Source organism: Phycisphaeraceae bacterium, assembly GCA_019636655.1.
Lineage (GTDB): Bacteria > Planctomycetota > Phycisphaerae > Phycisphaerales > UBA1924 > JAHBXB01.
In genome coordinates this window covers 881,524-905,676 of the sequence record JAHBXB010000001.1, presented here as the reverse complement: position 1 = coordinate 905,676, position 24,153 = coordinate 881,524, and the positions used below count along the sequence as shown (strand labels likewise).

Here is a 24,153-nt window from a genome sequence, read left to right as displayed (position 1 = left end):
CGCCGCTGACCTGATTGCTTCTCCTCTGGCCGTCCGCACGCGGAACGGACGACCGAGGGTTGGGATGACGCCGCCCTAGGGGACGACCCCGGTGCCCCGGCCGGTAATGCTGTGGAACTTCTCACCCCACCATCGCTGGCGGATCGACTCCGCGACCGTGTCGCGGGTCACGTGACCGTCGACAAAGCCGAAGTTGCTCGAACCGCCGAATGCCTTGTCCTTGCCGCCGGGATGCTGGCGGCCGACGGCGTTGAGTCCCTGCGTAATCGCGCCGAACATCGAGCCGTCCGTCAGGCGGGGGCCCTGGTGCAGCGATGCAACAGTCTGGTACTGGAACCGCGGGAAGTTGTTCCCGCCCAGAGACTGGGGCTCGGCGTAGGGGTTGTCCGCCGGCGCTGATTGACCGACGAACGGCGTGATCGGGCGGTGGCTCTTGTACAGGTTCGAGCCGCCGTCGTTGACATCGACCAGCGAGGACCACGTACCCACGTTGGTGGCAAACTCCGCCGCGAGGATCGTTCCCGCGGCCCCGCGGCCGGTGGAATCGATCGCCGACATCTTCACGAGCGTGTTGCTGCGGCCGGTCGAGGGGACAAACTTGTTCCGCGGGAAGATGGAGTGGTTGCCGCCGTAGGCAAGACGGCGAGCCTGCCGGTCGTTGGGGTAGTCGCTCGGCGCTGTCGAACCGGCGTCATTGGATTGGCCGGCCTCCCAGTCCTCCGCACGCGGGCCCGGATTGGTCTTCGGGGCTCCCTTGTTGAGCACGGCCTCGCAGGTAAACGCCTGCTCCGGCACGCCGAACCCGTCGCTGCTGAACAGGCTGTAGGTCCAGTGGACATACCCGTTCGCTGGAACCGGATTGCTGGTGAGTTGGTCCTCGATCCTCCAGTCCCCCCCCTCGGTCGCCGCCCCGTAGACGTACGACGGGGGCAGGAAATCGCGGTAGTCGGCCGCGTACACGTTCACACCCTGGGTGACGGACCTGAGGTTGGCCGAGCACTTGAGCGCCCTGGCTTCAGCCCTGGCGCTCCCCAGTGCGGGGAGCAGGAGCCCGACCAGCAGCGCAATAATCGCGATGACGACGAGGAGTTCAATGAGGGTGAAGCCGCGACGTCCGTGCTCGATGTGCATTGCCTGCTGCTCCGTGCTGTTCCGTGAGGTGTGTGCGTGTGTGAGCGCAGACTAGCGGCACCCGCGCCGGCGACGTGCTAAGGAACGGCGGTGGTTGCGCTAAGGATCTGAATGTTAAGTTTGTCAGGACTGTGAAGATCGCAAAGACGCGCCGGGCGCCACCCCGAAATCGGCGATGCCGGGAGGCCGCCGGAGCCCTCTACGATGCGGCATGAGTGACTCTCGACCGACGCTGGCGCTCGCACACTCGCCCGATCCAGACGATGTGTTCATGTGGTGGCCCATCACTGGCAAGGTAGATGTCCGGAACCCGGGGGCTCCCCTCCAGGCGCCAGTTCTGGATACGGGCCGATTCCGGTTCAAGGCCATCCCGGCCGACATCGACGTCCTCAACCGACGCGCGGTCGAGCACGGTGATCTGGACATCACCGCCGTGTCCATGAGTACCTACCCGTACATCCGCGGCCGCTACGCGCTGACGGCCTGCGGCTCATCAATGGGGTACGGGTACGGACCCAAACTGGTAGCGAGGGCGGGGAGCGGTCTGACCGCATCGAACGTTGCCGACCGGCTGCGAGCCCCGGGTCGGTCCGCTCGACTTGCCATTCCCGGCGCCAAGACCACGGCGTATCTGGTCTTCTCGCTGATGGTCGGCGGCCAAGTGGAGTCCGTCGAGATGCCCTTCGATCGAATCATGGACGCGGTCTCGTCCGGCTCCGGGCCCCGCGGCGAGGCCATCGATGCCGGGCTCCTGATCCACCAGGCGCAGCTCACCTTCGCGACCCTCGGCCTGGAACAGATCGCCGATGTGGGAGCCTGGTGGCGCGACCACACCGGCTTGCCCCTGCCGCTCGGCGGCAACGCGGTCCGGCGCGACCTGGATGACCGTTTCGGGCCCGGCACCTGCGACGACGTTGCCGGGATCCTCTTGGATTCGATCCGCCACGCCCTCGCAAATCGGGATGAGTCGATCCGCTATGCGATGTCATTCGCCCCCGAGATCGACTACGACCAGGCCAACCGCTACATCGACATGTACGTCAACGACCTGACCGTCGACGCCGGTATCGTGGGCCGCAACGCCGTCCGGACACTGCTCTCAGCTGGGTTCGCGGCGGGTTTGTGCCCGGACCCAGGCGACATCAGCCTTATCGGTCCCTCGGCTGACGCATGAACCGGCAATTGGGATGTGCTGATACTCAGTCTCAGTTGCTTGCGGTGGCGAGCGAAATGCCTGCTGGGGCCACTCGGGGGCGTGAAGCCCGCATCCGGGCGGTCCGATGAGGCGTATCCGGTAGATACAGGCCAACCCCGGCGGCTCCGCCGGGTTGGGCCGTATTCTCGCGTGGCAGGCCGTCGGGCCTGAGGCATAGTTGCAGACCCGTGTGTCCGGATCGCAGGCACGCTGCCGGTGACCCTGATCAATGTCGGTGGTTCGGCGCATCATTGCCGGGCACACCCGGATTTTGGAGAAGAGCCCGATGCAATGGAAGCTTCGTCGGCGTGGCGTCGAGGCCGCCTGGGTCGCGGTTGTGGCGATCGGCGGCGTCGGGGCCGCGCTCGCGTACAACCCGGTCCCGACCACCCTGCAGGACTTCTTCCTCAAGGGGTCCCAACCGGGCTCGCTCATCGACGGCATGCAGCAGGGGGCGGACAACTGCTCCATCTGTCACGCGGGGTACAACGAGCAGGTCGAGCCGTACACGAGATGGTCGGCGAGCATGATGGCTCAGGCTTCGCGGGACCCGATTACCCACGCCTGTCTGACCATTTCGAATCAGGACGCGGCCTTTGCCGGCGAGCTCTGCCTCCGTTGCCACGCCCCCTTGGCGTGGATCGAGGGACGCAGCGAACCGCCGGATATGTCCGGCCTCGGCGGGCAGTACGACCCCGAGAACATGGTCTACGAGTTCCCCGGAGACTTCGAGGGAGTTTCCTGCCATCTCTGCCACCGCATGGTGGACCCGGCCAACTCCCCAGGAGCGCCGGCGCGGGACATCGAGGAACTGGCGGCACTCAACGTGCCACCGAACGGCATTCCGATCAATCCCTCCTCCGCCAACTACGTCATCGATCGCTTCGACGTCCGGCGCGGGCCCTTTGACCTCTCCGAGTTCTGGGGACCCAACTTCACATTCCACTATTGGGAACGGTCGCCGTTCCACCTGTCCTCCAGCCTGTGCGCCACGTGCCACGACGTCAGCAACCCCGTGTACACACGCCAGATCGACGGTTCGTACGCGCTGAACCCGCTGAACCAGGCCCATGCCACGCAGGACAAGTACGACATGTTCCCCGTGGAGCGCACGTACAGCGAATGGTCTCAGAGCCTCTTCGCACAGGGTCCGGTCAACACCGGCGTCTACCCGTCCAACGGCGCCCAGCCCCGGTTCGGCGGCTCGATCGGGCCGGCCGTCTCCTCGTGCCAGGATTGCCACATGCCCCGGACCAGCGGGCAGGTCTGCCTGCCCGGCTTCGGCCCGCCCGAGCGGCCCGTGATCGGGCAGCACAACTTCAACGGCGCGAACAGCTGGGTGCTGCGGGCGATCAACTACTTGTACCCGCCGTCCGAGACCAACCTGACCCCGCAGCGAGTCGACGAGGCGATCGCCAGGAACATCGACATGCTGCAGCGAGCCAGTGACCTCGAGCTCTCGGTCATCGGCACCGGCCTGCGGGCGCGGGTCGTGAACATGACCGGGCACAAGCTCCCGACCGGCTACCACGAGGGCCGGCGAATGTGGGTCAACGTTAAGTTCTACAACGCCAACAACCAGTTGATCGCCGAGCGCGGCGCGTACAACCCTGAGACCGCTGTTCTCAGTCACTCGGACACCAAGGTTTACGAGGCCACCATGGGTCTCGATGCCGCCGCGGCGGCAGCCACCGGTCTGCCCGAGGGCGAGGGTTTCCACTTCGCGGTCAACAACAAGATTTTCTTTGACAACCGCATCCCGCCGATGGGCTTCACCAACGCCGGGTTCGCCAGCGTGCAGGCGCGGCCGGTCGGCTACGGCTACGCCGACGGGCAGTACTGGGACGACACTTCTTATCCCATTCCGCCCCTCGCGGCTTCGGCCATCGTCTCCGTCTACCACCAGACGACGACGAAGGAGTACATCGAGTTCCTGCGGGATGCGAACGTTACCAACGCGGACGGCCAGGTGGCCTACACGATGTGGGAGCAGTTCGGCAAGAGCGCCCCGGTGCTGATGGACACGGGCTCCATCGTAACCGGGCGGTGCGCGGCGGACTGGGATGGAAACGGCGTCATCGAGCCGACGGACATCGCCATCTTCATCAATACATGGTTCACCGACCTTGGCAATGCCACGACGTTTGCCGACTTCGACCTTGACGGCGTCATCACGCCGTCCGACATCGCGGGCTTCATCAACAAGTGGTTCAACGGCGTGAACGGCAACTGCAACTGAAACAACCGTCGCAGACCCCCGCGGCCGGACCGTACGGTCCGGCCGCTTTCGTTCCGTGAGTCGAGTCAGGCGGGCTTGACCGCTCGGATGCCCAGGAACAGCGGGATCTCTCTCCGAGCCCGGTTCTCCGCCTTGGCGCGCGGACCCGGTTCGCTGGTGCGCTGGCCCGGCCACTCTTCCAGAGCCTGGATCAAGAATCCCGCGGCGATCAGCGTTCGGACATAGGTCTGAATCGGCCGATGGAACGACCATGTGGTCGCTCCGCCGGCGCCCTGTGCCCGCCGACCCGGGTGCATCTCGATCTCCTTCTGGCCCGCTGAGAGATACCCATCGACCCGTCGGAACTGCAGCTTCGCCGCGTCATCCCAGCCCCAGGAGGTTTGCCCCGCCGCGCGGAACGCGGGGTGCGAGACCACAAAGACGAACCGACCGCCGGGCTTGAGGGCGTCCGCGACGCCCTTCATCACGGGCTCGAGCGGCTCGATGTTCCCCAGCGCCATGACGCACGCCGCGGCATCGAAGCGATCAGGACCGAGCGACGACAGATCCCGTGCGTCGCCGACGAGGTACGCCGGCGGCGGCACACCCTCTGCGCCTGATCCCCGTTGACGGGCCAGCTCGACCAGCGACGGCGAGGCCTCGACGCCGGTCGCATGGACCCCGAGTGCGGCGAGGTGGCGGCTCAGGATTCCCTGACCGCAGGCGACGTCAAGGATCTGCTGGCCCCGGTCTGGCTGAAGCAGGCGGAGGACTCCCGGCAGGATGACCTGCTGGTAGTGGTCGTTGCCCCGCTCGTGCATTTGGTCATACCACCCGGCCACGGCCTCCCACGACGTGTTGCCGCCGCGGTCACTCGGCACCGGCTCGGAGGCCGAGGGCGCCGGGGACTCGACCGTCTTTGGCGGCTCGAGGCCGACCGCACGGAAAAACCCGGCCGTCGGCGGGGAACTGAACCGGAGCGTCCGCCCGGTCGCCGGATCGGCGAACGAGAGTTCGCTCGCGTGCAGGCCCAGCCGGCCAATCGGGTCTCGGAGACTTCCGAATGGCTGATCGCCCACCAGGGGATGACCGCGCTCCGCGAGATGGACGCGGATCTGGTTCTTCCGGCCCGTCTCGAGCCGCACCTGCAGCAGGGTGAGCCCCTCCGCAGCGCCGAGCACGCGGTAGTGCGTTACGGCGAGCTTAGCTGGCTCGGCCTCCTCTCCGCGCCCACGCCCGTGGGGGCGCGGCGACCGCTCTCGCGGCGGCGCGCCCGCAGGCGACCCGCGGAACGCATCAGGGTCAATGCTGCGGACGCGGCCGGTGGCGTCTTCCTTCAGGAAGGACTGGATGGTGCCGGTGTCCCCCTTCTTTCCGAGCGTGCCCTCAACCAAGGCCGCGTAGATCCTGTGAACGCGCTTGGCCCGGAAGTCCTCCTTGAGCCAGTTGAACGCCTTGGGTGTCTTGGCGAATACGACGATCCCCGACGCTTCCTTGTCGAGTCGGTGCACGACGTACACAGGCTGCGGCGGCGGGCCGTCGGCGCGCCGGGGACGGCGGGCCCCGCGACGGCCCTTCATCTCCACTTTGAGGATGTCGAACGCGGTTGGTTCGCGGGTAGGAGTGGGGGAGGCGGTGATCATGCCTGTCGGTTTGTCGACGACGATCAGATCATCGTTCTCAAAGACGATTCGGAGCCCGCCACGGAGGAACCGGCTTGCGGCGGCGGGGGTTGGTGCGCCATCCTGGTCCGTGGGCTGAGCCTGGCGTCCGGTTTCTCTGCGCAAGGGCGCCGAGCGTTCGCGCGGTCCCGTTCGGTCCGTTGGCTTGCGTGGTCGGGAACGGCCTTCGGCGGGGGACCTGCGCGGGGGAGGCACCCCTGCTCCCTCTGGTTTGACAGGATCACTGATGACGACCGTGTCGCCAGAACCGATGGGATCACTCAGCGAGCGGGCTGCGTCGCCGTTCACGAGCACCCGTCCGAACTTGATCATGCGAACCCGGGTGCGGGCCGTGGACTCCGGCATGGACGCCCTGAGGAACTCGTCAACGGTCTGTTGGGGCTGAGATGAACTCATTGCCCGAACAATAGGAGAGCCCCGCAGGCTTACCGGCTCGTCACGGCCGAGCGGCCGCCTCAGCCTCGATCTGGTCCATCAGCCAGACGGCGAACCGCTCCTTCGAGATGACCCCCGGCGTGGCGGCATTCTGGCCGACTCGACGGACAACGGTCGCCTCGATGTCGGGCGCATCCATGGTCTCAAGGGGATTTGCGACGATCATGTCGACCCGTTTCCTCTCCAGTTTGGCGCGAGCGGATTCCTGGAGCGCCGCCCGCGGCTCCAGCGCGAACCCGACCAGAATCTGCCCGGGCGCGGCCCGATCCGAACACGCGGCGAGGAGGTCCGGTGTGGCCTCCAGTTCAATCGTGAGCGGGCCCGGGGCTCGGCGGAACTTTGTTGTTTTCACGGGATCTACCGGCGCCCCCCCGACTCGCACGGGCCGGTAGTCGGCCACCGCCGCGGCCATCACGAGCACACCCGGGCCAGGGCCTTCCTGGCCGGACTTCCCGGGAAACTCTTCGCGCAGCAGCAGATCAAGGTCGGAAACGGTTCGGAACCGCCGGACTCGAACTCGCGAATCGGAGGGTGTCGCGGGAACCGGTCCCAGCAGCAACGTTACGCCCCAGCCACGGTCTGCGGCCTGCTCGGCCAATCGGATGCCGAGTCGGCCCGAAGATCGGTTGCCAATGAAGCGCACAGCATCGATGGGCTCGTGGGTGGGCCCGGCCGTGATGAGGATGGTGCGACGCGTGGATGGTGACATGAGTGGCCGTGCCGGGCGAGTCGTCCGTGACTGAGCGTACGTTGGATGTCCGCGTCGTGGAACCGTTTCGCGTCGCGCGGGTCGCATGCGGAGCCGCTACCATGCCCGGTTCGTGGTTTGGGGGGCCGCGGCGGGGCCGCCCAGAGCAAGGAACCTGATCGCAAGCCATGGCACGATCCAGAAAGAAACTCGGCGAGATCCTGGTGGGATGGGGTGCAGTCACCCAGGCTCAGGTGGACAAGGCCCTCGAGGCCGGGAAGGCCAGCCGCAAGCGCATCGGCGAATCACTGGTCGATCTCGGGTTTGTCACCGAGGACCAGGTGGCCAAGGCCCTGGCCAACCAGTTCGGGATGGAGTACGTCGACCTGTCGGCCGATGGGGTCGCAAGCCGCATCGACTCCAAGCTCATCCCCGAGGACCTCATCAAGAAGCACCTGATCCTGCCCCTGGCCAAGGCGGGCGGGCGCCTGCAACTGGTCATCCATGACCCCATGGACCTGGAACTGCAGGACATGCTTCGGTTCCGGCTCAATGTCGAGATCGATCCGAGGCTGTCCGGGCGGGGGCAGATCAAGAAGTTCATCGATACCAAGCTCAAGGCGGACAACAAGCTCATCGGCGCGAACGAGAGCCTGGTGACCGAGTCCATCGATCGCACGATCGATCGCTCGGTTGACCGGTCGGTTGACAAGTCGATCGATATCGCCGCAGAGGAAGCGCCGATCGTCCGCCTGTGCACCCGCATCCTCACCGAGGCGGTGAAGATGCGGGCGTCGGACGTGCACATCGAGCCGATGGCCGACCGCGTTCGGCTTCGCTACCGGATCGATGGCGTGTGTATCGAGCGGGACAACCTGCCCAAGCGCATGCAGAACTCCGTGCTCAGCCGCTTCAAGCTGATGTCTGGCATGAACATCGCCGAGAAGCGTGTGCCGCAGGACGGCCGCATCAAGATCCCGGTCGACGATGTGAGCATCGATTTCCGTGTCTCGGCGTGCCCGGTGTACCACGGCGAGTCGGTCGTGCTGCGTATTCTCCGGCCGGATTCGGTCCGGATCGGCCTGGTCAATCTCGGCTTCGAGGAAGAGAACCTCGCCGTCTTCAACCGCATCATCCGCCGGCCCAACGGCATCTTCCTCGTGACCGGCCCCACCGGCTCAGGCAAGACGACGACGCTGTACTCGGCGCTCGATGTGCTGAATCGTCCGGACAAGAAGATCATCACGGCCGAGGACCCCATCGAGTACAACTTCGAGGGGATCAACCAGGTCCAGGTGAACGAGAAGATCGGGCTGGGATTCCCGACGATCCTGCGCACGATGCTCCGCCAGGCGCCCAACATCATCCTGGTGGGCGAGATCCGCGACCGCGAGGTCGGTGAGATCGCCATCCAGGCCGCGCTTACCGGTCACCTCGTGTTCTCCACGCTGCACACCAACGACGCGCCCAGCGCGATCACGCGCCTCATCGATATGGGCATCAAGCCCTTCCTCGTGGCTTCGTCGATCCAGGCCGTCATGGCCCAGCGGCTCATCCGCGTGCTCTGCAAGCAGTGCAAGGCCCCGGATCCGGAGCCGGATCACAAGTTCCTGGCGCTTACCGATATCTCCCCCGAAGAGGCCGCCGGCCGGGTGCTCAAGCCGGTCGGGTGCTCCAACTGCAACAACACCGGGTTCCGCGGCCGCCAGGCGATCTTTGAGATGATGCAGATGAACTCGGAGATCCGTGAACTGGCGTTCAACAAGGCCTCGATCTCCCAGCTCCGCAAGGCCGCGATCAACAATGGAATGCGGTCGCTCGTTCACGACGGCAAACTCAAGGTCCTTCGCGGCGTGACGACCCCTGACGAGATCGCCAAGATGGCCCAGGTCGATGCGGACATGGCCACCGTCGAGGCCCAGGAGGTCTGAGCCGATCCGTCCCCAGAGTCGTCCTGAGTTCCGACCCCACCTTCCCGGGTTCCCCAGATGTCCACCATTCAAATCGACCGCCTGCTCGACACCGTTGTAAAGCTCGGCGCTTCCGACTTGCACATGACCGTCGGCCGTCCACCGACGCTGCGGCTCCACGGCCACCTGCGGAACCTGCAGACCAAGGTGCTTGATTCCGACGACATGGTTTCGCTGATGAAGTCCATCACCCCTGAGCGATCGCAGCAGGAACTCCAGGAAGAGGGCGGGTGCGACTTCGGGTTTGCCTACGGCGATGCCGCACGCTTCCGCGTCTCCATCTTCAAGCAGCGAGGCGATATCGCGATCGTCTGCCGCCAGATCCCGAATCGTCTGCTGACCTTCGAGCAGATCGGCCTGCCGGAAATGTGCCGCGACCTGGTCCGCCGTCCCCGTGGCCTGTTCCTTGTCACGGGTCCGACCGGTTCGGGCAAGACGACGTCGCTCGCCACGATGCTCGACTTCATCAATCAGACGCTGGACCGCCACATCGTCACGATGGAAGACCCGATCGAGTACTACCACTACCACAAGAAGTCGATCGTGAACCAGCGTGAGGTCGGGAACGACGTGCCGTCGTTCGCCGAGGCCCTCCGCCGCGTGCTCCGGTCGGACCCCGACGTCATCCTTGTCGGCGAAATGCGAGACCTGGAAACGATCGAGGCCGCCATCCGGGCCGCCGAGACCGGCCACTTGGTGTTCGGGACTCTGCACACGACGGGCGCGGCCAAGACGATCGACCGCGTTGTCGACGCCTTTCCGGTGACCCAACAGAACCAGATCAGAGTCCAGATCTCCACGTCGCTTATCTGTATTCTAAGCCAGGTCCTTCTTGGCCGGGCTGACCAGCCTGGGCTGGTCGCCGCGTATGAGTTCCTCGTAGTCACCCCGGCTATCTCGAACCTGATCCGCGACAACAAGTCATTCCGGATCGATTCCTCCATTCAGACGGGCCGCAAGTTCGGCATGCAGCTGCTGGATGACCACCTGTGGTCGCTCTATATGCGGGGGATGATTTCGGCTGAAGAGATGATCGATAAGAGCAAAAATCCAGGTGACCTGACCGACAAGGTACACAAACTGGGACGCACAGTCGGGCGTGCTGAGCTGGACGAGGCGGACGACGAGGGCGAAAAGGGCGAGAAAAAGGCCTGATAACGCCCCGAAATAAGTGCGTAAATCCAAGTGTCGTATTGAGATTTCGCTGGCACTCAGGTTGGCCCTGGGAACCGGTGAGGTCATGCTTTCGATTAGGATTGGGTGAGGCGTGCCGATAGCGGTAGGGCCGCGCCGACCTGAATCGATCCAACGCTGAGGTGGCTGGATGGCTGGGATTGATCCAACGGAACTCAAGGGCCGCAAGATCGGCCGGGTGCTGGCGAAGCTCGGCAAGGTCACCCGCGAGCGAGTCCACGAAGCCTTGGCCGTTCAGAAGACTCGCAAGGTCCCCTTGGGGCAGTTGCTCGTCGAACTGGGGTATTGCACCCAGCGGGACGTCAATGAGGCTCTGGCGGGCCAGGCGGGGATGGAGTACGTCAGCCTCGCCGGGAAGGAGCTCTCGGACGAGGTCCGCGACGCGATCACCTCGGAAACGGCCCAGGCCTACCAGGTCGTCCCGGTCGATTACAACCCCAAGAGCCGCCGCCTCCGCATCGCGATGAAGAGCCCGGACAACTTCCGGGCGGTTGACGACCTGCGGATGCTGCTCGGCTTCAACGTCGAGGCGGTTGTCGCGGACGCGGCCGAGATCGACGCCCTGCTCAAGAAGCATTACTCCAAGAAGGAGTCGATGACGGAGGTTGTGAGCGCCCTCGCGGCGGACGATCGGCTCAAGAGCCTCGCGGGCGGACGCGGCGGCGCCTCGATCGACCTCGACGCGGTGATGGAGGCTGCGGACGACAACAAGGTCGTCAAGCTGCTGAACCTTGTCCTTCTGCAGGCGATCAAGGACCGGGCCAGCGACATCCACTTCGAGCCGTTCGAGAACGAGTTCAAGATGCGGTACCGCATCGACGGCGTGCTGTACGAGATGGTCCCGCCGCCCAAGCACCTTGGCCCGGCGATCACCAGCCGCGTAAAGGTCATGGCGAACCTCGACATCGCCGAGCGGCGGCTGCCCCAGGACGGCCGCATCGAGCTGACGGTGGGGGGGACGCCGATCGACCTTCGCGTGAGCGTGCTGCCGACGATGCACGGCGAGAGCGTCGTGATGCGTGTGCTGGACCGCAGCAACGTCGAGCTGGCCCTGGACCGCGTAGGTCTCCGCGAGGACGACCTCGACACGTTCCGCAAGCTCGTGAACCGCCCCAACGGCATCGTGATCGTCACCGGCCCGACCGGTTCGGGCAAGACGACGACGCTCTATGCCGCGCTGCAGGAACTCAACGACATCGAGACCAAGATCCTTACGGCGGAGGACCCGGTCGAGTACGACATCGACGGGCTGTGCCAGGTGCAGGTGAACACGGAGATGGAACTGACCTTCGCCAAGGCGCTGCGGTCGTTCCTCCGTCAGGATCCGGACATCATCCTTGTCGGCGAAATCCGCGACCTCGAGACCGCCCAGATCGCCGTGCAGGCGTCGCTGACCGGCCACCTGGTGCTCACCACCCTGCACACCAACGATGCGCCGAGCTCGATCATCCGTCTGCTCGATCTCGGGATCGAGTCGTTCCTCCTGACCGCCACGATCGAGGGCATCGTCGCCCAGCGACTGGTCCGCACCATCTGCAAGGACTGCAAGGAGCCCTACATCCCCAAGGAAGAGGAGCTGATGGAGCTGGCCCTGACTCCGGCGGACATCGAGGGCCAGCGGCTCTTCCGAGGGCGGGGGTGCGACAACTGCCATGGCTCCGGCTTCCGCGGCCGGTGCGCCATCTTCGAGATCATGGCGATGAACGACGAGCTGCGCGAGCTGGTGATGCGGCGAGCGAGCACCAACCTGATCCGCGATGCCGCCCGTCGCTTCGGGATGCGCACGCTCCGCGAGTGCGGGCTGATGGCCATCTTCGACGGCCTGACGACGATCGACGAGGTCGTACGCGAGACCATCGCGGACGAGGCGTAGCCGCTCGGTTGGGCGGACAGCGTGCACGGGGCAGGGCGGGGCGGGGATGAACAGGGCCGCCCGGGACGGCGGCTGACGAATCGGAGCGATCCATGAGCACCTTTGTCTACGAAGCCCTGAACGCCGCCGGAAAGCCCCAGAAGGGGACGGTCGAGGCCACCTCGAGCGAGGAAGCGATCCAGCGGATCAAGGCGCAGGGGTTCTTCCCGACTCTGGTGAAGGAGCAGAAGGGCAAGAAGGCCGGGCCCGATGCCGCCGATGCCAAGAAAGCGAAGAAGAAGAGCAGCCAGGGCATCACGATCAGCATCGGCGGCGTTTCGAAGAAACAGTTGACGACGTTCACGCGTCAGTTGTCGACGCTGCAGGACGCCGGGCTTCCCCTTCTGCGTTCGCTGCAGATCCTCGAGAGCCAGCTCAAGCCCGGCAAGCTCAAGGGCATCCTCGGCGATGTCTGCGAGGATGTCGAGGGCGGCACGAGTCTTTCGGAATCGATGAGCAAGCACCCGCGTGCGTTCGACCGGCTGTACACCAAGATGGTGGCCGCGGGCGAGGTAGGCGGCGTGCTCGACGTGATCCTTCAGCGCCTCGCCGAGTTCATGGAGAAGGCCCAGCGGCTTCGCCGCAAGATCATCGGCGCGCTCGTGTACCCCGCGGTGGTCGTCTTCGTCGCGGTCGCGATCGTGACGTTCATCATGTGGTTCATCATCCCGAAGTTCGAGGAGATCTTCAAGGACTTCCAGGTCTCGCTGCCCAGCATCACCCGGTCGCTGATCGAGGCGAGCCGGTGGGTGGCCGGCAACAACATCGGGCAGACTATCCCCGGGGCGGTGTGGATCTTCCTGAGCCCGTTCCTGATCATCATCCTCGTCAAGCTGGCGAGGAAGGCGACCCCCGGGCGGGCGCTGTTCGACCAGCTCCTGCTATGGACGCCGGTGATCGGGACGCTGGCCCGCAAGACCACGATCGCACGTTTCACCCGGACGCTGGGCACCCTGATCTCCGCCGGCGTCCCCATTCTCGAGGCGATCCTGATCACCCGCGATACCTGCGGCAACTACGTCTTCGAGAAGGCGCTGGGAAAGGTGCACGACTCGATCCGCGAGGGCGAGAGTTTCGCCAACCCGCTGCGGGAGAGCAAGGTCTGCGACGCGATCGTCGTCAACATGATCGATGTCGGTGAAGAGACCGGCGACATGGACGCCATGCTGCTGAAGATCGCGGACAACTACGACGAGGAGGTCGACGTCGCAGTCGCCGCGCTCGTCTCGCTGATCGAGCCCATGCTGGTCGTGTGCCTTGGCGGCATCGTCGGCACCATCGTCGTCGCCATGTTCATGCCCCTGGTCGCGATGATCGAGTCGCTGCAGGGCGGCAACGGCGGCCTGTGATCCACCAGTCCCGCTCCTACCTGGAGAGCAACGCGATGCACCGCAACGTCAGGGCTGAAGCAATGAGAGGAGCGTGCCGGTCTCGCGCCGGGTTCACGCTCATCGAGCTCTCGGTGGTCATCGTCATCGTCGCCATCATGGCGGCGCTGGTGACGGTTGCTGTCGGCCGCGTCGTGCGGTCTTCGCGCGTCACGGCGGAGCGAGAGGTGGTGCGTTCGCTCGCGACTGCGGTGGAGCAGTTTAAGCAGACGTTTGGTTTTCTCCCACCCCTGGTTGACGACGACGGCGCCGGGACCGGATTCCCCGTTCCCGACGTCGGCGTCCGTCGCCCGGTGGTCTGGAACGACGCGTTCCTGCGGTACGAGGTCCAGCCCGACAAGCCGCGGTACAGCATCTTCTCGCTCCCGTTCTACCTCATGGGCGTGCTCGACACCGACGACATGAGCGCCGCATCACCCAAGCCCGTCGATGGGGTCAAGGGACCTGGGTTCACCCGGCCACTCGCCGACGGCTCGTTCTCCCAGCGCGGCGAGACGTTCAACCCGCTGTTCGATCCGGGAACGAAGAACCGACTGATCCGCCCGGGCAACCCCGCGAATCGCGCCGCCGAAGCCGAGATCTTCATGGTCGATCGGTGGCACACCGGCGCCTCGCAGCGGGAGCACGCGATCCGCTACTACCGCTGGCTGCCGCAGGAGACCGCCGCGGGCCCCAACGCCGGGCAGATCTCGCAGTACCTCGTGCCGCGGGCCGTCGGCGACCCCGACAAGAACCCCAAGCTGCGCAGCGCCCGGTTCGCCATTGTCAGCGTCGGGCCCGACGGCAAGACCGACGAGCGCAAGCCCTTGCCGACCGCCGGTGTGGTGACGCCCGCTACCGACCCTAACCCACTCGACTCGACCACCGAGGACGATGTCGTGGAGGTCGGCGAATGATCCGTAGATCCATCCAACCCCACGCCCAGCCGCGGCGGGCATTCACGCTCACCGAACTGCTGGTGGTGATCATCATCATCGTGCTGGTCGCGACCATCGCGATCCCGTCGTTCTCATCGATGATCGCGTCGAGCGAGTCCGCCCTCGCCAACACCAGGCTCGTCAACGCTCTCCGCACCGCCCGTGATGCCGCGATCCGCTCCAGCGGGGACGCCGACGCCGCCGTCGTGTTCTTCTTCGAGCCCGGCGGCCGCATGATGCTCGTTCCGTTCGTCAAGGTCGGCGTGCTCGAAGACGAGGACCCCGTCGCCCCCGGGAACCCCGCGCGGAGCCTCCGCCGCGATGTGTTCGTCGTCTCTTCTCTCTTCGAGCCCGTCGCCTTGCCCCGCGACTGGATGGTCCGCGGCTACGCGCCGGTCGGCACGATCCGCCCCACGGGGGCGTGGTACGAAGATGGGCCGGGCGGCGCCACCTCCCGCCGGTACGGCGGCCGGATGGCGCAGGGGCTGGGGGACTGGGTGTTCCCCGAGACAGGCTTCTACGACCCAAACCCCGCGACCATCAATGCGGGACCGGCGGGCCGTACACGCCAGACGTTCATGGTCCGCTTCGAAGCCGGGACCGGGTTGCTCTCCAACGGCGGCGGAGCCGAGGCGATCATCGTGGCCCCGCGGCAGACGATCATCGGCCGGTCGAATGCGCCCCAATCCAACTTCCGCATCGATACCACGCCCGACATCCGTCGCTACGTGCAGCGGGTGCTCGCCAGCCCGCTCCGCGACGACAACCCTGCCAGCACACCGATCGCGGAGCAGCCCGGCTTTGCAGCGACGATCGTCCGCCGCGAGCTCCTTGGCGACCAGTCGGCGGACACCATCCTCGCCCGCAGCGTCGGCCAGCTCGCGCTCTACGACGAGGCCAAACTCGCGGGCGCCCTGGCCCGCTTCGAGGTCCGGACCGACCGCGAGTCCGGCTGCCTCTACCAGATGCCCGGCTCCACCGTCACGTCCCCGCAGTTCGTGCCCTCGTCCGTGACAAGCCAACAACTGGGCGTCTACATGAACGACTGGATCGAGGGCGACACGAACTTCGACGGCACCATGGCCGACCGCGTCAACCCCGACGGCCAGGGCCGCGTCGACGAGCCGCAGGCCAAGGTATTCGTGATCGACCGGTTCACCGGCGATATCAAGCGCGTGGAGATCGAACTATGACCCGGGCCCACCGCCGCATGCTGTCGCGACACACGAGGGGCTTCTCGCTTATCGAGGTGCTTATCGCCGTGCTGATCCTCGGTCTTGGCCTTCTCGGCCTTGGCGCGGTGTTCCCCGTCGTCGTGCGCGAGCAGCGGATCGGAACCGAGACGACCTTCGGCGTTCTCGCCGCGCAGTCGGCCCGAGACCAGCTTGAGCAGCTGGCCTCCAATCCGCCCATCCAGGGCACCGGTCCAAATACCGGCAAGACGCTTTGGCAAATCCTGAGGGACGATACGAACCAGCTCGTGATGCCCCTCAACGCCTCGGACATCCGCGGCGAGTGGAAGCCGCTGTCCGTCGTCCCCGATACGGGCATGGTCCAGGTCCCCGATCCTCCGAACGCCAACGTCCCGTCGTTCCACATCAGCATGGCCGAGCGGCTCTACCCGCGCGACCCCGGCAACGGAATCGAGCCGCAGTTCGTCTGGGACATCGCCGTCCAGCGTGTGCCGGACATGGACGAGATCCCCTGGCAGGCCAGTTTCGTGGACGGGTATCTCAACGACTCCCTCCGGTTCGCGATCTTCGTCCGCAGGCTCGATCCCCGCATCCGCCTCCCGGAAGCCGCTACCGATGCGTTCGGTCAGCCGCTGACGCTGTTCGCCGCGTTGACGCAGCGGATCGGCCTCTCGCAGCAGAACCAGCGTGTGCCCGTCGGTGAAGACCCCACGACAGGCATCCCCACTCAGGATGGCCTGGGCGCCACCGGAGCACCAACCTATTGCCCGATCAAGACGCTCGCCGTGGAGTACCGCTACACACAGGGCCACCCCGTGCTGGGCCGGCGCGACAGGCTGTACCTTGACACGGGCGTCAACCAGACGCAGATCAATGAACTCTGGAACTACGCCAGGCTCCCGAACCAGAAACTGATCGACAACCTCGGCAGCATCTACACCGTGCTCGAGAACGGGGCCGATGCCGACGGCCGCCAGTGGGTGCGCATCACCCCCGAGGTTCCTGCCGCGATCCCTGCAACGTCCCCCGGGGCCGCCAACCGCCCCGAGATCCGCCAGATTGTCTTCACCCAGCAGGTTCCCGCTGCCGTCGTGACCTGGACCCTTGTCCCCTGACCCCGTCCCCACCTTTGTCGCTCTTATGCCCATGCCTGCCGCGACCTGAAGCCGGAGCACCCCGATGACCCGATTCACCCACAGCACACCCCGAGCGCCGCGACGCAAATCCTCCGCGGCCTTCACGCTGCTCGAAGTGATGGTCGCGGTCGCGGCCGTGGCGCTGCTCGCGGTCGGCATCTCGCAGGTCTTCCGAGCCACCGGCGCCACGCTCAAAGGCGGCCGAAGGCTCTCCTACTTCAACCAATACGCCGCCGCGATCGAGCGCCAGCTGCGCCAGGATATCGACTCGATGACCCGCGACGGGTTCATGGTGATCCGTCACGAAGAAGTCCGCGGCGGGTACAACCCCGGCGACCCGGTGGAGCTCTACCCGGGCCAGCCGCTCGCCCGGCAGCGCACACGCCGGGCGGATCAACTCGCGTTCTTTGCCAAGGGTGACTTTTCGACGGTTCGTGATGCAGTCCATCCCTCACGGATCGCACGGTCCAACGTCGCTCGCATTTACTACGGCCACGGCCTGCCTCGCGAGCCGAAGGATCCGCAGCAGGAATGGGCCGAGCCCATCGCCATCGATGACGACAACACCATCCCGACACAGCACGCGCCGTGGGCGCTGGGGATCAAGGCCGCCGCCGGAGTCACGCCGTACTACAACCAGTACGCCTCGAACTGGATTCTGCTGCGCCACGTGACCCTGCTGGCCCACGCCAACGACCCGAGCCGGCAGGACATCCCGCCTGCGGCCCTGCGCCCGCCCAACCTGATCAACACCGCCGTCTGGGCCGATTGTCCGATCCAGGTTTCTCTCCAGCCCGCCGCGCCGAGCATCTTCAGTTGGCTGAACTCGTCCGCGAGGTTCCCCTCGGCGGTGACCCCGGACAACCAACTGGTCCGCAACGGCGCCACCGATATCAAGGTCCCGCGATTCGGCTCCGGCGTCGTTGATATCGCCAACACCGATCTCGCCGAGATCCGCGCCGCAGTCCTTGGCCTGGGCAATCCCACGGGGGTGTCCAGCTACCCGCTCTTCTCGGGCGCCATGGCCCAGATGGTCAGCCAGTTCCCCGTCGAGCCCGGCGGGACCCCATCGGCCCCGATCTCCGGCGCCATGCAGGCGTGGATGCGACTGGCCCTCCCCGTCGATGGGGACATCGGCGGTTCTCAAGCCGCGAACGCCAACCCGAGCGCCTCGCTCGACCGCGGCGGGCGGATGCGCTGCGAGCCGACGCCGCCGAACTACCTGGGCCTCGGCCCGGGCTGGCCCGCTGCCGCCGAGGACTACCGCCGCACCGATCAGGTCACGCTCTCGGCCTTCAACTTCGTGCCCGGGTGCAGCGAGTTCATCGTCGAGTGGTCCTTCGGTGAGACGGCCAACGTCCTCGTCGCTCCGGGTGTGACGGCGCCGGAGGTCATCTGGCACGGGCGCGACCGGTTCGAGGATGTGAACGGCAACAACATCTGGGATAGCGCGTCGGGCGAGCGCCTGTACGCCGATCCCTACGGGGGTGCCGTCACCGTTCCGGTTCCGCTCAAGAACGGCAACGTCTTCCAGCACCCTGTCCGCCCCGGCCTGATCCACGGCTACGCGAACACCCCCGTTCCCAACCCGCCCCCGCCGGTGCTCTACTCCTACTTCGGGTACATCGATCCCACCTTCAATCCCGCCGCGCAGAACGCGCGGGAGAGCACCGTTCCCTGGCTCTGGCCCAAACTCATGCGGATCACAATGAGCCTCGTCGATCCGAACGATCCGACCTACGAGCAGACGTACCAGTTTGTCTTCAAGGTCCCGCAGCGGGACACCGGCGTCAGCTATTGACGTCTCAGGGAGTGAAGGGACGGGGGAGTGGGGAGCAACGGGGGTGTGGTGGTGGGCACGGGCGCGAGTGGGGAGTTCGTCGCAGGGTTTCCTCGGGATGGGGGCAGGAGTGCGGATCATGCAAGGCACCAGCAGCAACAACCGGATCGCCCGGAACACCTGGGGCGGCTCTCGATACGGCAGGCATGAGCGGGGCACCATCCTGCTCCTGGTCGTCGGTGTGCTCGCGCTGCTGTCCATCGTCGCGGTGACCTACGTCGCCATCGGCCAGGCCGACCGGCGCAACTCCGCCACCATGGCGAGGGACGCCCGGATCACGGACCAGCGCGACGCCATCGTCGCCTATATCAACTCGGTCCTCCGCGACGACCTCTTCGTCCCGGCCGTCGAGAAGCGGCTCATCTCCGGCAACTCACCGGCGGACCTCGCGACGCCGCGCCGGGTGCGCGAGTCATGGGACATCCCCGGAACCGCGCAGACCCGCCCCGCCATTGGCGTGGCCTCCTCCGCCGGCCTCCCCGCCACCTTGAGCACCCTGCGCGACACCATCGACAAGCGAGGCCATCAGGTCGTCGTACGCAAGGTCCCGCAAACGGGGAACGCCGATTGGGCCACGCCCTTCAACGCGGCCGGCGAAGGCTACGACCCCTGGCTTTCCACCACGCTCCCGTACTCGATCGACGGCCCGGCCAGCGCCACCGATGCCTACCGCGACTTCCACGACCTGACCATCACGAACATCTCGCCCGACGGCGGATTCGCCAACATCGGCACCCTCCGCCCGACGGAGGAAAACCCCAACGGGAACTTCCACGCCTCGTCCGGCATCACGCCCCCGAACCCGGGCGCGGCGGATCCGGCGATGCGCTCCGCCGGCACCGGTTGGGGCCTCACGCTCTTCGACGCGGCCGGACGGATCACGGAAACCCTCGTCAGCAACCGCCAACCCCTTCCGGCGGTCTTCGGCGCCGGCAACCGCGCCGACCTCAACGTGCCCGCCCACTGGACGGACTACCAGCGATGGCTCTTCCGCCCGGCGAACCAGCTTCCGCGAGTTCCCGGTGCCGGCATTGACCTCGCGACCAAGGGCCCCGGCAGCCTCTACTACCTGCCCTACCAGTACGCCGATACCGATGGCGACGGCTTCTTCGATTCCCGCTGGTTCGAACTGGTCACCAACGGCGGTGTGGGCAACCTCCCGGCGGGGCTCCCGATCCTGCAGAACCAGGGCCCCGCGAGGCTCTTCATCGCCGCGAGGATCATTGATGCCTCGAGCATGGTGAACATCAACACCGCCCTGCAGTTCAGCAACCCCGGCCAGGATTCGCGGCCGGATGAGCACTACCCGGCCGGTCTTTACCCATCCGATGTCGATGTCGAGCGTCTGCTCCGACTCGCCGACGCCACCGATGCGTTCAACTTCGCGTACGACCTGATCCCCAACTATCCCACCGGGATCATTCCCCAGCCAGTCGGTAACTACAACCGCTACGACCCGGCCCAGGCCGACGCTGTGGGTCTCGCGGCCTTTACCGCCCTCTGGGAGTCGCTGGAACATGGCCTGCCTCCCCTCTCGGATGTGGTCTACACGCCCGTTGGCTACAAGATGCTCAAGCCCGCCGAGCGAGGGCGGCAATACCGCCAGTTCGGCGCCAACCCCGCGGGCGGGCGCTACGACCCCGCGGCGGGCGGATCCGTCCAGTATGGCTTCGGCGCCGACCTTGGCGACGCCCTCGAACTCTTCACCTTCCGCGGCAGCAACGACCCCGGCACCCTCTCCCGCCTCGAGCAGATCACCGCCGGCCGCGCCGATGGGTTCCAGGCTTACGACCCGCTCCGCAGCCCCCGGCCCACCGAGTACGAGCGCGAGAACCGCATCGAGAACATCGCCGCCGAGAGCCAGAACCTCGACCGCGGTCTCCCCAGCGACAGCGCCATGAGGCAGGTCGCCGCGGATGTCCGGGGGCTGATCACCCCCGAGTCCGGCGCCGCGCCGATCCGGTCCCGCCTGCTCGGCGCGAATGAGTCGATCGATACGCCGCTGGGCGTCCAGGACCTGCGGGTGAACCTGCCAGAAGCCCTCCGCGCGGTGAACGCTGCGAATGTCAACCTTCTCTTCCGCGCCTATTCCGATGCCCTGCTGCGTGACTCCAACGATAACTTTGCCTGGAACCGCACCGACCCTGAGTTTGTGAAGCGACAGAGCCTCTTCTACGGCTGGCGCGGCCCGGAACTCGCTCTCCGCTGCGCCGGGTTCCAGACCGTGAACCTGATCGATGCGTTCGACCTCAAGGACCCCGGCGCGCCTACCGCCCCCGACCTGTACAGCGCCGAGCAACCGACCACGGCAGACCTGCTCTTGTACTCCGGTGGCGCCACCGCCACGGGTGGTCCAGCGAGCCGCTTGACTCTGGATCTTGATGGCATCGAACGTGGGCGGCTCAAGCTGAACCCGAACCCCGCGACGCAGCCTCCTTCGATCCGCGTCTTCGGGATGGAGGCCCAGCCGTTCCTGACACAGGTCGCATCGTACATCGTCTACTGCGACACTGCGCCGGCGGCAGTGGCCAACTTCGAGTTGGAAGAGAACTGGTCGTGGACCGACAATGGGGCCGTTCCCGGTCAGGTTGACCCCGCAGACGATATTGGCAGGGGCGAGGTCACCATCGGGACCAAGGTCAGCGCCGGGAACCCGGACTTCATCTTCCAGATGGTCGCGTTCCAGGTCCACAACCCCTTTGGCTACGCGGTCGACCTGAGCGACTACATCGTGCAGTTCGGTGACAGCATGTGGTCGGTCCCCACCGCCGCAACGGGGGGCACGATCCTCAGCCCGGGAAAGACGGCCATCCTCTACGCCACCAACCCCGGCGACGTCGGCGTCCTCGATTCCCGAGTCCGCCGCGCCATGGCTGGCGTCAGTGGCACCACACCGGACTTCACCGCCTGGCGCGACCGCCAGTTGGGCACCTCCGCCGGCGGCGACAAGGTGATCGAACTGACGAACCGCACGACATTGACCCAGACGCCTGTGCCCGCGACCGACGTCCAGGACATTCTGAGCAGTGACCCGGTCAACGGCTCGGCGCGCAACAAGGCTGTGCTCCTCTGGCGCAAACTCGATGGCGGCGGCGCTACGACGATGCAGAACCTGATGCTCGCCGACCGGCTGCGCGATCCCTCGCCGGCTAACGTCACGCGCCCGGCCCTGGATCAGCGGTTCGATCAGTCACAGACGTTCGTCACTGTCACCAACGCCGTCGCTGGTGTGGATCCGCGACTTCCCGGCGCGAGCTCGGGTGATATCGATCAGAACACCGGCATCGCTATCACGATGTGGGGCAGCATCCGCCGGCCCCGGGACCCCCGTGCCGGCGCCACGCCCACGATCCCACTGGGCGCCATCCCCGCCTACTGCCTCGAAGCCCGCGACCAGACCGGCGGCGGCACGCTCTGGGGAAGCCTGAACCTCGCGACCAAGTCGATCGACAATCCCAACACCATTGACTATCAGCGCCACTTTGGCACCGGCACAGATGGCGATGAGACCATCGCCAAGGCCTTGGCTAATCAAACCGAGATCATCAAGCCCTCAATCAGGACCCGACCGGAAAACCAGACGGCCGTGACGACCGCGCCCGTCTCCATCGGCCTCAACACCGACATGCCCCCCAGTGGCAACCGCAGTGCCTCCGGCGGCGAGCCGCTTCCCGCTCCCGGTGTCCCCTTCGACCCGCAGGCCAACCCCCGCCGGCAGTGGAGCGAGATGTACCCGCAGGTCTTCCTCCGCAACGGCTTCACCGACACCGACACCGGCGTCCAGTACTCCACGATCCGCGTCGGCGAGACGCTGCTCCCGATGATCATCGGCCCCTGGTGGGAGCCCGATGCCAACGCCACGCCGACGTTCCCCGCCTTCACCGACATCGCGGCCATCAATCGCCAGTGGCACGCCACCAGCGAGGCCCTCGCCCTTGGTCTGGATTACGACACGCCCGCGGCCTCGGGTGCCGGCACGCCGAGCCAGCCGGGGGTTGATGCCAACTTCCTGGCCAACTACGACCGCTTCGGCCTGTACATCGCCGATCGCGGTCAGTTGCGCCTCAATGCCTTCGTGCCGTTCTACAACGGCGACGGTCAGGTCCAGCTCGGTGGCTCGGGCATGCCCGACATCGACCTTGCTCGTCCGGACCTGGATATCCCCCGCGTCCCCGGCATCCCCGCGGCTCTGAGCGTGGTCGAGCAGTTCAACGGCCTCGACTACGGTGCTCTGGGTTCCCGCATCAACGGCACCATCAACGTCAACACCGCGCCGCTCTTCGTCCTGCGGTCCCTGCCGCTCGTTGCGCCCCTCAAGGACTCCTGGACGACCATCAACACCAACTTGATGCAGCCGATGTGGGAAGTCCCGGGCTATTCGCCGGGCGTCCTCAACCAGCCGCTGTACGATCCTGCAACCGAAGTGTACGACGTTGCCGCGACGCTGATGGCCTACCGAGACCTCTCCAAGGTCTGGACCCGGCCGACAACCGCGGCGAACAGCGAGTTGCTCATCGACTTCGCCACCAACTACACCGCTGCCCCCGGCAGCGTCACCATCCCGCCCGGCGGCGTGCGCAACGTCCGCCAGGTCCAGAACGACCTGCCCGGCCTCCGCGAGGACCGCGGCTTCGTCACCCCGGGCGAGATCCTCTGCGCCACGATGCGGTACGCCCCCCAGGGCGGCGCCGCGGGCACGCCAAACACGCCGCGGGAGTTCAGGGACGTCTCCATCGACCGCTTCTCCCGCGACTTCCTGACCTTCTCTGCGTTCGATCCCCCCACGAACCCGGGCACCCCGCCCACGACCAACCTGCTCAACGGCCTGGACAGCACGACCTACCCGGTCGGCGCCTCCCTCCCGGCCACCCGCGCCCCCAACGCCATCGCGGACGACTACGAAGAGAAACTCACCATCGCCAACGCCGTGCTCAACACGCTCACGGTGCGCAGCGACGTCTTTGTCTGCTGGTTCGTGATCCAGGGCTACCTGCCGTCGGACGTCGAGGGCCTCTCCGACAACGAGCCGATGGTGCCCAGCATCCAGCGCCGCTACGTGATGGTCGTCGACCGCTCGAACGTCCGGTCCCGCGCCGACAAGCCGCGGATCCTGCTGCTCAAGGAAGTCCCGATGTAATCCGCCCCCGCGCCCCCCGGCTCCTCTCGCGCGGGGGCACCGCGGCGAGGCTCCCGGCCCCGGCGCAAATCCGGTTCCCCCCGCCCGCTCTCCCCGACCTCGTGGCACGGGCGTACA

The 24,153-nt window shown here is 66.3% G+C and carries 14 protein-coding genes; 11 read left to right on the top strand and 3 right to left on the bottom strand.

From position 1 onward, the window contains the following. Positions 1-75: 75 nt before the first annotated feature. Positions 76-1,131 carry a prepilin-type N-terminal cleavage/methylation domain-containing protein gene (locus KF745_03855; GenBank protein MBX3357542.1) on the bottom strand — a complete coding sequence of 352 codons (1,056 nt, stop codon included), beginning with the start codon at positions 1,129-1,131 and terminating at the stop codon, positions 76-78. A gap of 211 nt (positions 1,132-1,342) precedes the next feature. On the opposite strand from KF745_03855, the gene KF745_03850 reads away from it, so the two are divergent. Both KF745_03850 and KF745_03845 read left to right on the top strand, forming a co-directional pair. Further along, complete coding sequence (locus KF745_03850; protein MBX3357541.1) at positions 1,343-2,305, top strand: ABC transporter substrate-binding protein; 963 nt, start codon at positions 1,343-1,345, stop codon at positions 2,303-2,305. A gap of 307 nt (positions 2,306-2,612) precedes the next feature. Further along, positions 2,613-4,565 (top strand): hypothetical protein, encoded by a 1,953-nt coding sequence (locus KF745_03845; protein MBX3357540.1) that lies wholly within the window; start codon positions 2,613-2,615, stop codon positions 4,563-4,565. Between the two features lie 65 nt (positions 4,566-4,630). Here the strand turns inward: KF745_03845 and KF745_03840 are convergent, their stop codons facing one another. Together KF745_03840 and KF745_03835 are read right to left on the bottom strand one after the other, a co-directional pair. Next, the gene (locus KF745_03840; protein MBX3357539.1) at positions 4,631-6,331 is read right to left on the bottom strand and encodes a methyltransferase domain-containing protein; all 1,701 of its coding nucleotides are present in this window, start codon (positions 6,329-6,331) and stop codon (positions 4,631-4,633) included. 331 nt (positions 6,332-6,662) lie between these two features. Then, on the bottom strand, positions 6,663-7,370 hold the full coding sequence (locus tag KF745_03835; protein ID MBX3357538.1) for a phosphopantothenoylcysteine decarboxylase: 708 nt from the start codon (positions 7,368-7,370) through the stop codon (positions 6,663-6,665). A 167-nt stretch (positions 7,371-7,537) separates the two neighbouring features. On the opposite strand from KF745_03835, the gene tadA (KF745_03830) reads away from it, so the two are divergent. From tadA (KF745_03830) to KF745_03790, 9 genes are all read left to right on the top strand, one after another. Next, a complete protein-coding gene (gene tadA, locus KF745_03830; GenBank protein ID MBX3357537.1) occupies positions 7,538-9,280 on the top strand; it encodes a Flp pilus assembly complex ATPase component TadA in 1,743 nt (580 codons plus the stop codon). Between the two features lie 57 nt (positions 9,281-9,337). Beyond that, positions 9,338-10,474, top strand: coding sequence for a type IV pilus twitching motility protein PilT (locus KF745_03825; GenBank protein ID MBX3357536.1), 1,137 nt, complete (start codon positions 9,338-9,340; stop codon positions 10,472-10,474). 169 nt (positions 10,475-10,643) lie between these two features. After that, positions 10,644-12,386 (top strand): Flp pilus assembly complex ATPase component TadA, encoded by a 1,743-nt coding sequence (gene tadA, locus KF745_03820; GenBank protein ID MBX3357535.1) that lies wholly within the window; start codon positions 10,644-10,646, stop codon positions 12,384-12,386. Between the two features lie 92 nt (positions 12,387-12,478). Continuing rightward, the gene (locus tag KF745_03815) at positions 12,479-13,774 is read left to right on the top strand and encodes a type II secretion system F family protein (protein ID MBX3357534.1); all 1,296 of its coding nucleotides are present in this window, start codon (positions 12,479-12,481) and stop codon (positions 13,772-13,774) included. Positions 13,775-13,809: 35 nt separating this feature from the next. Beyond that, positions 13,810-14,709 carry a type II secretion system protein gene (locus KF745_03810; protein MBX3357533.1) on the top strand — a complete coding sequence of 300 codons (900 nt, stop codon included), beginning with the start codon at positions 13,810-13,812 and terminating at the stop codon, positions 14,707-14,709. Then, positions 14,706-15,923, top strand: a complete 1,218-nt coding sequence (locus KF745_03805; protein MBX3357532.1) for a prepilin-type N-terminal cleavage/methylation domain-containing protein — start codon at positions 14,706-14,708, stop codon at positions 15,921-15,923. Before KF745_03810 ends, KF745_03805 begins: the two co-directional genes overlap by 4 nt. Then, positions 15,920-17,038, top strand: a complete 1,119-nt coding sequence (locus KF745_03800; protein MBX3357531.1) for a prepilin-type N-terminal cleavage/methylation domain-containing protein — start codon at positions 15,920-15,922, stop codon at positions 17,036-17,038. Before KF745_03805 ends, KF745_03800 begins: the two co-directional genes overlap by 4 nt. A gap of 64 nt (positions 17,039-17,102) precedes the next feature. Then, positions 17,103-18,860: a prepilin-type N-terminal cleavage/methylation domain-containing protein gene (locus KF745_03795; GenBank protein MBX3357530.1), complete on the top strand. Its 1,758-nt coding sequence runs from the start codon at positions 17,103-17,105 to the stop codon at positions 18,858-18,860. A gap of 118 nt (positions 18,861-18,978) precedes the next feature. Further along, positions 18,979-24,036, top strand: coding sequence for a hypothetical protein (locus KF745_03790; GenBank protein ID MBX3357529.1), 5,058 nt, complete (start codon positions 18,979-18,981; stop codon positions 24,034-24,036). The last annotated feature ends 117 nt before the right edge of the window (positions 24,037-24,153 follow it).